General features: G+C 71.0%; 11 protein-coding genes. 9 read left to right on the forward strand and 2 right to left on the reverse strand.

Translation table 11 applies throughout. The annotated features are described in order from the left end of the window. A partial coding sequence (locus tag VJR25_RS00350; RefSeq protein WP_324111355.1) for a class I SAM-dependent methyltransferase occupies positions 1 to 228 on the reverse strand: 228 nt, incomplete at its 3' end. A gap of 24 nt (positions 229 to 252) precedes the next feature. On the opposite strand from VJR25_RS00350, the gene VJR25_RS00355 reads away from it, so the two are divergent. From VJR25_RS00355 to VJR25_RS00380, 6 genes are all read left to right on the forward strand, one after another. Beyond that, positions 253 to 1,152 carry a TIGR01777 family oxidoreductase gene (locus VJR25_RS00355; RefSeq protein ID WP_324111357.1) on the forward strand — a complete coding sequence of 300 codons (900 nt, stop codon included), beginning with the start codon at positions 253 to 255 and terminating at the stop codon, positions 1,150 to 1,152. A gap of 66 nt (positions 1,153 to 1,218) precedes the next feature. Next, on the forward strand, positions 1,219 to 1,581 hold the full coding sequence (locus VJR25_RS00360; RefSeq protein ID WP_324111359.1) for a metalloregulator ArsR/SmtB family transcription factor: 363 nt from the start codon (positions 1,219 to 1,221) through the stop codon (positions 1,579 to 1,581). Next, positions 1,578 to 2,027 carry an SRPBCC domain-containing protein gene (locus VJR25_RS00365; RefSeq protein WP_324111361.1) on the forward strand — a complete coding sequence of 150 codons (450 nt, stop codon included), beginning with the start codon at positions 1,578 to 1,580 and terminating at the stop codon, positions 2,025 to 2,027. The genes VJR25_RS00360 and VJR25_RS00365 overlap by 4 nt, the downstream gene beginning before the upstream one ends. Positions 2,028 to 2,087: 60 nt before the next feature. Beyond that, on the forward strand, positions 2,088 to 2,909 hold the full coding sequence (locus tag VJR25_RS00370) for a hypothetical protein (RefSeq protein ID WP_324111363.1): 822 nt from the start codon (positions 2,088 to 2,090) through the stop codon (positions 2,907 to 2,909). Positions 2,910 to 2,957: 48 nt separating this feature from the next. After that, positions 2,958 to 3,323, forward strand: coding sequence for a TfoX/Sxy family protein (locus VJR25_RS00375; protein ID WP_324111365.1), 366 nt, complete (start codon positions 2,958 to 2,960; stop codon positions 3,321 to 3,323). Beyond that, positions 3,324 to 3,977 carry a DUF2461 domain-containing protein gene (locus VJR25_RS00380; RefSeq protein WP_324111367.1) on the forward strand — a complete coding sequence of 218 codons (654 nt, stop codon included), beginning with the start codon at positions 3,324 to 3,326 and terminating at the stop codon, positions 3,975 to 3,977. 3 nt (positions 3,978 to 3,980) lie between these two features. Here the strand turns inward: VJR25_RS00380 and VJR25_RS00385 are convergent, their stop codons facing one another. Then, positions 3,981 to 4,637, reverse strand: a complete 657-nt coding sequence (locus VJR25_RS00385; protein WP_324111369.1) for a response regulator transcription factor — start codon at positions 4,635 to 4,637, stop codon at positions 3,981 to 3,983. 212 nt (positions 4,638 to 4,849) lie between these two features. On the opposite strand from VJR25_RS00385, the gene VJR25_RS00390 reads away from it, so the two are divergent. From VJR25_RS00390 to VJR25_RS00400, 3 genes are all read left to right on the forward strand, one after another. Then, positions 4,850 to 6,529 carry a GAF domain-containing protein gene (locus VJR25_RS00390; RefSeq protein WP_324111371.1) on the forward strand — a complete coding sequence of 560 codons (1,680 nt, stop codon included), beginning with the start codon at positions 4,850 to 4,852 and terminating at the stop codon, positions 6,527 to 6,529. A 220-nt stretch (positions 6,530 to 6,749) separates the two neighbouring features. Continuing rightward, positions 6,750 to 7,229, forward strand: a complete 480-nt coding sequence (locus VJR25_RS00395) for a universal stress protein (protein WP_324111373.1) — start codon at positions 6,750 to 6,752, stop codon at positions 7,227 to 7,229. Between the two features lie 9 nt (positions 7,230 to 7,238). Further along, on the forward strand, positions 7,239 to 7,634 hold a 396-nt coding region (locus tag VJR25_RS00400; RefSeq protein WP_324111375.1), incomplete at its 3' end, for a pyridoxamine 5'-phosphate oxidase family protein.

Below are 7,634 nucleotides of genomic sequence, written 5' to 3' on the forward strand. Positions count from 1 at the left end.
CCGCCGCAGCTGCGCGAGCATCGGCTCGGAGGGGTCGACCGCGACGACGGTGCGCGCACGGCCGGTGAGCTTCCGCGTGAGCTTGCCGGTGCCCGCGCCGAGATCGAGGATGCCCGCGACCGGCACCGGCGCGAAGACCTCGACAGCGGCAGTCGGGAACCCCGGACGGTACCTCTCGTACTCCTCGCCTGCATCGAGGAACGATCGGGCGTACGGTGTCTTGTCCACGGGGTTCACGGTAGAGGAACGGATATGGATTCGGAGCGGATCGTCGTCTCGGGCTCGTCCGGGCTGATCGGGAGCGCGCTCGTCCAGGCACTCCGCGCCGACGGGATCGCCGTCACCCGGCTGGTCCGACGCACCGCCCGCACCGCGGACGAGATCGAGTGGCGGCCGGGCGACGACGACCTCGACCCCGGCATCCTCGCCGGAGCGCGCGCCGTCGTCAACCTCAACGGAGCGAGCATCGGCAGGCTCCCGTGGACGGCGCGCTACAAGGCTGTGCTGCGCGAGTCGCGGCTCGTGCCGACGCGTGCCCTGGCCACCGCCGTCGGCCGCCTCGGCGCCGACGCCCCGCTCTTCGTCTCGGCATCCGCGGTGGGGTTCTACGGGAATCGGCCGGGCGAGCGTCTGAGCGAGGCGAGTGCTGCCGGCGACACGTTCCTCGCCCGCCTCAGCGCCGCCTGGGAGGACGCGGCGCGCCTGGCCGGCCCCGACGCCCGCATCGCCCTGCTGCGCACGGCGCCATTGCTGGAGCGGAACGGCGTGCTCAAACCGCTCGTCACCCTCACCCGATGGGGAGTCAGCGGTCCGCTCGGCGACGGCCGGCAGGTCTGGCCGTGGATCTCGCTCGAGGACGAGGTGCGCGGCATCCGGCATGTCATCGAGCACGGACTGGTCGGCCCCGTGAACCTGTCGGGTCCCGCGCCCGCGACCGCACGCGAGATCGGCGCGGAGCTCGCGCGGCGGATGCGGCGCCCGTACCTGATCCCCGCCCCACGGTGGGCGCTGCGCCTCGGCCTCGGCCGCGACGTCGCGGATTCGCTCCTGCTCGCCGATGCGCGTGTCGAGCCCCGGGCCCTGACCGAGTCGGGGTTCGCGTTCACCCATCCGACGGCGCAGGAGGCGATCGCCGCGGCCCTCGCCTCCTGACCCGGCGCGCCGCCCGCTCGTCCCGCCACTCTTGTATTCAACTACTTGGTTGAGTACACTGATCGCATGAGAAGCGCCGAGCTCGATCCGCTGAGCCGCACCTTCGCGGCCCTGGCGGATCCGACCCGCCGCGGCATCCTCGCGCGGCTCAGCCGGGGCCCCGCCAACGTCGGGGACCTCGCCGAACCGTACGAGATGTCGTTCGCGGCCGTCTCCAAGCACCTGCGCGTGCTGCAGGATGCCGGGCTCGTCACGCGCGGGCGCGACGCGCAGTACCGCCCCGCGATGCTCGACGCCGCCCCGATGGCCGCGGCTTCGGCCTGGATCGACGACTACCGCCGGTTCTGGGAGCACAGCTTCGCGGCCCTCGACGACTACCTCACGACCACACGGAACGCCACCACTCACAACGAGGAGCAGGAATCATGACCGGAATCACCACCGACACCGGCATCGAGATCGACCGCGACTTCGCCGCGGCACCCGCCGACGTCTTCGCCGCCTGGACCACCCCCGAGGCGTTCGCCCGCTGGTTCGGCGGAGACCAGGTGCAGGTGCCGCTCGACAGCCTCGACTACCAGGCCGAGCAGGGACGCTCCTGGTCCGCGACCATGGTGCTGCCCGACGGCAACACCATCGCGTGGACCGGCGAGTTCGTCGAGGTCTCCCCCGTGTCACGGCTCGTGCTGACCATGACCGATCAGCCCGCTGCCGAGGGCCGCGCGACGATCACGGTCGATCTGACCGCGACGGAGGCGGGTACCCGCATGCACTTCACGCAGACCACACCGGGGTTCACCGCCGAGCAGCGCGAGGGCGTGCTCGCCGGCTGGCAGGGCTTCATGGACGTGCTGCAGCAGGTCGTCGAAGGCTGAGCCCGGCATGTCGGATGCTTCCGTGCCGATCGTGCCTACGATCGGCACGGGAGGAATGACATGGCAGCTGACGGACCCGACTTCGCGGTGACCGCGTCCACGCACAGCGTGGGCACTCTGTCGGCCGGCGAGGCCGCCGGGCGGTTCCGCCCGCGGTTCGTCGTCGGCGCGGTGCTCACCACCGCCCTGTGCGCGGCCACGATCCTCGTGTACCTGCTGTCGCTGACCGGGCACGAGCCGGGCGCCTGGTGGTGGTTCGTCGCGCAGATCGCCGGCGCGATCCTCTCGCTGCTCGCGATCTTCGCACTGGGCGTCTCGGTCGGCGATGAGTTCCATCGCAGCATCATCGGCGTCTGGACGTGCGTGATGGTCGTCGGGGCGAGCCTCTTCGTCGGCGGCGGCTGGCTGCTGTTCGGGGTGCTCGGCACGGATGCCGTCACCGGCCACCGCACCGACGTCATCCGGCCCGCAGCAGTGCCGTACCTCGTCGAGCCGACCGTCGTCGGGCTGATCGTCGCCGTGATCGGCCTCGGCGGACTCATCGCGAGTGTGCGGCGGACCCGGCGCGAGGCCGCGCAGCTGTCGGGCTCGGAAGCCGCGCACAGCCCGTATCCGGGGACGATCGTGGCCGTGCCCGCGCCGATCGACTGGACCGACGGGGAGCCGCGGTTCGCGGACGTCATGGTGCGGTACCAGGATGCCGCGGGCGAGCAGGTCCTCGCGGTGGGCATGCGCACGGCGCCGCAGCGCGTGCCGGTGGAGGGCTCGGCGGTGCTCGTGCACCGCGGCGCATCCGGCGAATTGGTGGTCGAGGCCGATCCCGAGCATCCGATGACCTTCGACCCGGACACGGCCGAGTACGAGGACCCGGGCACCGCGTGACCGGTGCCGCCCCTGGCGACGGCATCACCGCTGTGGGATAACAGAGCCATGCAGATTCCCCGCCCCTCCGAGGAGGTCAAGGACCTCTTCCGCGCGCTCGTTCCGGTGGCGGCGGGCGTCGAGGTGAAGCCGATGTTCGGCAACCTCGGCGCGTTCGTCAACGGCAACATGTTCGCGGGTCTCTTCGGCGACGACATCGGGGTGCGGGTGCTCGACGAGGCATCCCTCGCCGAACTCGCATCCGTCGACGGCACCGGCCCGTTCGGGCCCTCGGAGCGTCCGATGGGCGGCTACGTCGCGCTCCCGCGCACGTGGCGTTCGGACCCCGACCGGCTGTCGGCGTGGGTCGCCGTCGCTCTTGAACAGGTCGGGCAGCTGCCCGCCAAGCAGCCCACGTCACGGAAGAAGGCGTAGATGACCGCCACGGCATTCCCGGGATGGCCCGACGCGGCGGTGGAGTTCTACCGCGGTCTCGAGGCCGACAACTCGAAATCGTTCTGGACGGAGCACAGGGCGGTGTACGACGCCGAGGTGCTCGCTCCCATGCAGGCGCTCCTCGCGGACCTCACCGACGAGTTCGGCGAGGCGAAGATCTTCCGGCCGAACCGGGACATCCGCTTCAGCGCGGACAAGTCGCCCTACAAGACCTCGATCAGCGCGATGCTCGGCAACGGCTACGTCGAGTTCTCCGCACGCGGCCTCGGCGTCGGGGCCGGATGCCACATGATGGCCGCGGATCAGCTCGAGCGCATGCGGGCGGCCATCGCCGACGACGGCAGCGGAGCGGAGCTGGTGGACATCCTCGCCGGGCTCGAAGCCGCCGACATCGAGGTGATGGTGCGTGACCGGCTCAAGACCGCGCCGCGCGGCTACCCGAAGGACCACCCCCGCGCAGACCTGCTGCGCAACAAGGACCTCGCCGCGTGGAAGCACTGGCCGGCCGACGAGCCGTGGATGCGCACGGACGAGGTGCCCGCGCGCATCGCCGAGGTGCTGCGCACCGCCCGGCCGCTGGTGCGCTGGCTCGACGCGAACGTCGGCGACTCGACGCTCGAGCGGCGCCGCTGACGATCAGCCAGGCCGGTCGGGCACGATCGGTGGTCGCCCACCCTCGACGGCGTAGCCGGCGCCCCGTGTGCGGTGTTCGAGGCCGAGTCCGGCCAGAATCGACGAGACCTCGTTCGTCACGGTCTTCTCGGCCATGCCCAACCGCCGGGCGATCTGCCTGTTGGTGAGGCCATCGGCGATCAGTTCGAGGATCTGGCGCTGGCGCGCGTGCAGGGATCCGAACCGTGGATCCGCCCGGGGCGCGTCCCGCATCAGCTGCAAGGCGACGCGGGTCGCCGTCGGGTGCAGCATTCGTCGCCCCGCCGCGACGGCGCGAGCCGAACGGACGAGTTCGTCGCCGCGAACCGCCTTGAGGAGACACCCGGATGCATCCGCCAGGATGGCCGCGAAGATCGCATCGTCGTCGTCGTAGGCGGTGAGCATGAGGCAACGAGTCTCCGGGAACTCCTGGCGGATCTGCCGGCACACGTCGATGCCGCTGCCGTCCGGCAGCTGCACGTCGAGGATGGCGATGGCGGGCGGGGTCGCCCGGATCCGGGCAACCGCGTCCCGGCAGGTGCCGGCCTCACCGACCACCGTCATATCCGGCTGTGCCTCGAGGAGTTCGGCGAGTCCTCTCCGGACGATCTCGTGGTCGTCGACGAGAAACACGGTGATCACGGCTCTCCCTTCGTCGCCCAGGTCGCGGCATCAGTGCCGAAGGTGGGCTCGTGGACAACGAGGACCTTCATGCGCCGACCGTCCCGCATCGGGAGACGGCACACCGGGACGAAAGTCACATGAGCACACGACGGGCACGGCGTCTCGGACGCCTCGGGTCACGAGACGGGCCCGGCATATGATGGCCCCAGACTCCTGGAGACTGGGGCCCTATGGAAAAGGACGCCCTCCAGTTCCCCGACATCCCGCGCGGTGAACTGGAGAAGACCATCGGCGATCTGATCGTCAAGGCGCAGAGCGTGCTGAGCGCTCAGGGACGACTGCGCGCTCTGCTGCAGGCGTACCGGGCGGTCATCGAGGAGCTCGACCTCGAGCGCGTCCTGACGCGGATCGTCGAGGCGGCCGTCGAACTCGTCGGGGCGCGCTACGGCGCGCTGGGCGTGATCGACCCATCAGGGATGCTCGAACGGTTCATCCACGTCGGAATCGACGCCGACGTCGTCGACGCGATCGGTCATCTGCCCGAGGGTCATGGCCTGCTCGGGGCCGTGATCCAGACAGCCGAGAGCATCCGACTGCCCCACCTGAGCGCAGACTCCCGCTCGGTCGGCTTCCCCGAGCACCACCCACCGATGGACGCCTTCCTGGGCGTCCCGGTCCGGGTGCACGACCAGGTGTTCGGCAACCTCTACTTGACGGATCCCGTCCACGGGGAGTTCACCGATGAGGATGAGGAGCTCATCGAGTCGCTCGCGGCGACCGCGGGCATCGCCATCGAAAACGCCCGCCTCTACGACCAGGCGCGCCGGCAGGAGCGGCTGGCGGCCGCCCAGTCCGACGTGCGCGCGGCGCTGCTCTCCCCCGACACCGACGATGTGCTCGGCGTCGTCGCCGAGCGCATCGCATCCGTGGTGCCGGTCGAGCTCGTCACCGTCATCGTCCCCGAACCGGACGGCACCTCCATGCGCGTCGACGTCGCCCGCGGCGCCGATGCAGACGTGGTGCGGGACACCGTCTTTCTTGCCGAAGGCACTCCTGCCGGACGCGCGGTGGCCACCCAGACTCTGGTCACGGCGGACGCATGGTCGCTTCCCGGCGGCCACTGGGACCTGGGCCCCACGGTGGCGGTTCCCCTGACCATCGCGGCCCACACGGTGGGCGCGCTGTGCGTCTCTCGCGCCGCGGGCGGAGCGCCGTTCACACACCCCGACCTCACCGCCGTCTCGGAGTTCGCGGCGCAGGCCGGCATCGCCGTGTCGCTCGCGTGGGCGCGGCGGGACCGTCAGCGCCTCGAGGTCGTCGAAGACCGCAGTCGGATCGACCGGGATCTGCACGACCACGTCATCCAGCGCCTGTTCGCCACCGGCCTCGGGCTGCAGGCCCTGGCCGCGACCTTCCCAGACCAGGAACCGGTGATCGACCGGCACGTCGCCGAGATCGACGCCGCGATCGCCGACATCCGCACCGCGATCTTCACCCTGCGCACCCGCACCTCGCCGATGCAGGCGCGCCAGCGGATCCTCGAACTGATCGCCGAGCTCACCCCCTCACTGGCGACGCCGCCGCGGCTGACCTTCACCGGCCCCGTCGATCTGGTGGTGACCGGGCCGCTCGCCGACGATGTCGTCGCGGTGGTGCGGGAGTCCCTTGCCAACGTGGCCCGTCACGCACATGCGCTGACGACCGCGGTGGAAGTGACGGTGACGGACACGGAGATCGCGGTGCTCGTCGAGGATGACGGCGATGGGATCGACCCGGCCGCGCCGCGCAACGGAGGCACCTCCAATCTCGACCACCGCGCCCGCGCTCACGGCGGGGTCTTCACGCTCGAAGCCCAGCCCGTGCGCGGGACTCGCGCCCACTGGCGGGTGCCTGCGTCCGTCGAAGCGTGACGCATCGTCGGTCGCGACCGCGTCGGACGGTCGGTGGATCCTCCGGGCATGCCGTGACCGCGCGCACAGCGCGATAATCGTCCGATGGGGTTCACAGTCGGCGCGCTCGTCGCCGTGCTGGCGGCGCTGTACATCGTGCTGGTCGTCCGTCGCAGGAAGTAGACGCACCCGTGTGACTTTCGTCCCGATGCGCCGCGCGCACGCGGGCGATCGTGGAGGCATGGATGAACAAGAAGTCACCGATCCCGACCGCGTGCTGGTCGGGATCGACGGTTCCCCGTCGTCGATCGAGGCCCTGCGGTATGCGGCGCGCGTCGCCGAGGCGTTCTCGGCTCCGCTGGAGGTGGTGACCACCTGGGCCTACCCGCCCTACGCCTCGCCGTACACGGCGGACGCATGGTCCCCGGAAGAGGACGCGAAGACGATCCTGCACGATTCCGTCGAAGCCGCCTTCGGCTCGACGCCCCCTGCGCTGCGCCGGACGGTGCTCGCCGGTCCGCCGGCGCGCATGCTGATCGAGGAGAGCAAGACGTGCGGGATGCTCGTGCTCGGCAGCCGTGGGCACGGCGGCTTCGCCGGTCTGCTGCTCGGCTCGGTCAGCTCCGCCTGCGCCGAGCATGCGCACTGCCCCGTGCTCATCGTGCACGGACAGGGATCGTCGCCCGAGGTGACCCCGCTGGGCGCCGGAGAAGCCGGATGAGGCACCGCCATGGCGCAGAACCGAATCGAGAAGCTCGACACCGCCGAGTGCTGGCGGCTCGCCCAGGGCGCGCAACTGGGGCGGCTCGCCGTGGGCCGGCTGGACGGCGCGCCGGATGTGTTCCCGGTCAACCATCTGGTCAATGAGGGCAGCGTGTACCTGCGTACCGGACCCGGCAGCAAGCTGCGCGCGCTCATGTCCGCGCCCGAGGTCGCGTTCGAGATCGACGGAGAGGGGGCGGGCCGGCACTGGAGCGTCGTGATCCACGGCACCGCCCGCCGTCTGACGGCCGCCGAGGAGATCGAGGCATCCGGCGTTCTGCAACTCGCGTCCTGGACCCCGACGCCGAAGCACATCTTCGTGCGCATCACGCCGACCGACATCACCGGCCGCCGGTTCGCACGG

It is taken from the genome of Microbacterium sp., assembly GCF_035277845.1.
Taxonomy (GTDB): domain Bacteria; phylum Actinomycetota; class Actinomycetes; order Actinomycetales; family Microbacteriaceae; genus Microbacterium.

Bases quoted from the DNA above. Each gene is read 5' to 3' on its own strand.
- VJR25_RS00390 (WP_324111371.1), top strand. From the start codon at position 4,850: ATGGAAAAGGACGCCCTCCAGTTCCCCGACATCCCGCGCGGTGAACTG.
- VJR25_RS00355 (WP_324111357.1), top strand. From the start codon at position 253: ATGGATTCGGAGCGGATCGTCGTCTCGGGCTCGTCCGGGCTGATCGGG.
- VJR25_RS00375 (WP_324111365.1), top strand. From the start codon at position 2,958: ATGCAGATTCCCCGCCCCTCCGAGGAGGTCAAGGACCTCTTCCGCGCG.
- VJR25_RS00360 (WP_324111359.1), top strand. From the start codon at position 1,219: ATGAGAAGCGCCGAGCTCGATCCGCTGAGCCGCACCTTCGCGGCCCTG.
- VJR25_RS00395 (WP_324111373.1), top strand. From the start codon at position 6,750: ATGGATGAACAAGAAGTCACCGATCCCGACCGCGTGCTGGTCGGGATC.
- VJR25_RS00380 (WP_324111367.1), top strand. From the start codon at position 3,324: ATGACCGCCACGGCATTCCCGGGATGGCCCGACGCGGCGGTGGAGTTC.
- VJR25_RS00365 (WP_324111361.1), top strand. From the start codon at position 1,578: ATGACCGGAATCACCACCGACACCGGCATCGAGATCGACCGCGACTTC.
- VJR25_RS00370 (WP_324111363.1), top strand. From the start codon at position 2,088: ATGGCAGCTGACGGACCCGACTTCGCGGTGACCGCGTCCACGCACAGC.